The organism is Roseomonas sp. 18066, assembly GCF_902706185.1.
Lineage (GTDB): Bacteria > Pseudomonadota > Alphaproteobacteria > Acetobacterales > Acetobacteraceae > Pseudoroseomonas.
This window is the reverse complement of record NZ_CACSJM010000324.1, coordinates 1-1,088: the sequence shown is the minus strand read 5'-3', so window position 1 is coordinate 1,088 and position 1,088 is coordinate 1. Positions and strand designations below refer to the sequence as shown.

The window sequence follows — 1,088 nt, the reverse complement described above, 5'->3', positions numbered from 1 at the left end:
GGTCGATGCCGGGGGTGGTGGCGGCCTCGCGCGCGATCCAGGCGAAATAGCCGGCGGCATTGGCCCAGAGCACCTTCTGCGAGACTTTTCCCTCGGCCGCCCAATGGGTGATCAGGGGTGCGAGGTGGTCGCGCATCAAGGGGGCGAAGCGGTCGAAGGGATCGTCCGGCGCGGCGCAGCGCTCGCCGGCATCGGGCAGGGCCACGGCGGCAGGCAGGCCGTCGGGCTTCAGCAGCACGCCCGCCTGGTCGGCGGCCAGCGGCAGGCGGCGATGCGCCAGCATCAGCGTCAGCACGACCGGCGGGATCAGGGTGTAGAAATAGTACCGGCTCCAGAGCGAGAGCATGGCGCGGCGGTCGGGGGTGGCGCTGTCGCCGCCGCGGGGCGGGGTCATGCCGCCGACCAGCCGGTCCACGGCGCCGGGGGCCAGCAGGCTGGCGAGCGGGATCGCCGGGCCGGCGCCGCCGATCGGCACCAGGCCGGTGCCGCCGCGGGCGAGCTCGCCGGTCAGGAAGGGAAAGGGGGTCATGCGGCGGCGCGCCGGGACAGCGCGGCGCGGGCGGCAGGCGCGGGGAGGGGCGGGCGGCGCGTCACGCCCCATCAGCTAGCGGAACTGCGAATGCCTCGCAATGACAGATATGGCCCCGGCGGGGCGGCCGGTCAGGAAATGACCTTCCGCCGGGCGCGGCGCAGCAGCCAGCCCTGGATGCCGGGGGCGCGGTCGATGGCGTCGGACAGGGCCTTCAGCGCGGCCTCGGCGCGGCCCCGGGCGAGGGCGGCCTCGACGGCCTGGCCGCGGGCGACCATGCGCTCCTCCTCGAGCGCGGCCAGCCGGCGGGCGACGGCGGCGCCACCCGCGCCATCCTTCGCCATCAGATCCTGCAGCAGGGCGCGGGCGTCGTCGCGCTCGCGGCGCAGCCGGTCGAGCTCCTCGCCGCCGGCGCGCGGCGCTTCGGCCGGGCGCGGCGCGGGGCGCGGGCTGCGCGGCTTCGGCATGTTCCTGGAACGGCCACGACCCATGCGAATGCTCTCCCCCGGACTCGACACCCGCCGGGGGTAGCGGGCGGGGCAGGTGGTGGAAAGGCCAG

General features: G+C 76.6%; 2 protein-coding genes. Both read right to left on the bottom strand.

Annotated features, from left to right (window positions below; translation table 11 throughout):
- Positions 1-529 (bottom strand): siderophore-iron reductase FhuF (gene fhuF, locus GVN67_RS29035; RefSeq protein WP_160000766.1); only part of this gene is annotated, 529 nt, incomplete at its 3' end.
- A gap of 131 nt (positions 530-660) precedes the next feature.
- Entirely contained in the window at positions 661-1,020 is a 360-nt protein-coding gene (locus GVN67_RS29030; protein WP_160000765.1) for a hypothetical protein, read from the bottom strand.
- Positions 1,021-1,088 lie beyond the last annotated feature (68 nt).